Origin of the sequence: Mesorhizobium sp. M7A.F.Ca.CA.001.10.2.1, assembly GCF_003998575.1 — a bacterium.
Classification (GTDB): domain Bacteria; phylum Pseudomonadota; class Alphaproteobacteria; order Rhizobiales; family Rhizobiaceae; genus Mesorhizobium.
The window spans coordinates 1-401 of record NZ_RZQY01001406.1 but is presented as its reverse complement, the minus strand read 5'-3'; the positions used below and the strand labels follow the sequence as shown (position 1 = coordinate 401).

1 pseudogene is annotated in these 401 nt (G+C 63.8%); it reads right to left on the bottom strand.

Annotated elements, in window-relative coordinates:
- Nucleotides 1-401: pseudogene (locus EN964_RS37315) on the bottom strand (molecular chaperone DnaJ); the annotation flags it as partial.

Genomic DNA, 401 nt, shown 5'->3' with positions numbered 1-401 from the left:
ACACCCAGCCCTTCGCCACCGTTCGTCTCAGCGTTTTTGCGCCAGACGGGAAATCTGCCGTCAAGATACGTCTCTAGCAGCTGTCGGCTCTCCGGGTCGCTGGAGAGTTCGCGGTAGAGGTGTTGCAATTCCGCCAGCCCCATCGCGCCAAGCATCTTGCCTTCGTGGCGGCCAGCCAGGACCAGTCCTTCGAGGCCGCCGGTATCGTGATCGAGCTCCATTTCCAATGCCGCCGTGCGCACCGTCGAGCGTTTGCCCGGGGCAAGGCCGGCCGGCTGGCCTTTCATTCGCATGGAACCATACCAGGCAATTGCCCCGGTGAGAATCATGCCGCCGATGCCTTCACGGCCGACCACAAGCACGGCGACGCCGACAACTGCCAGAAGAGCCGGCCCGAGCGT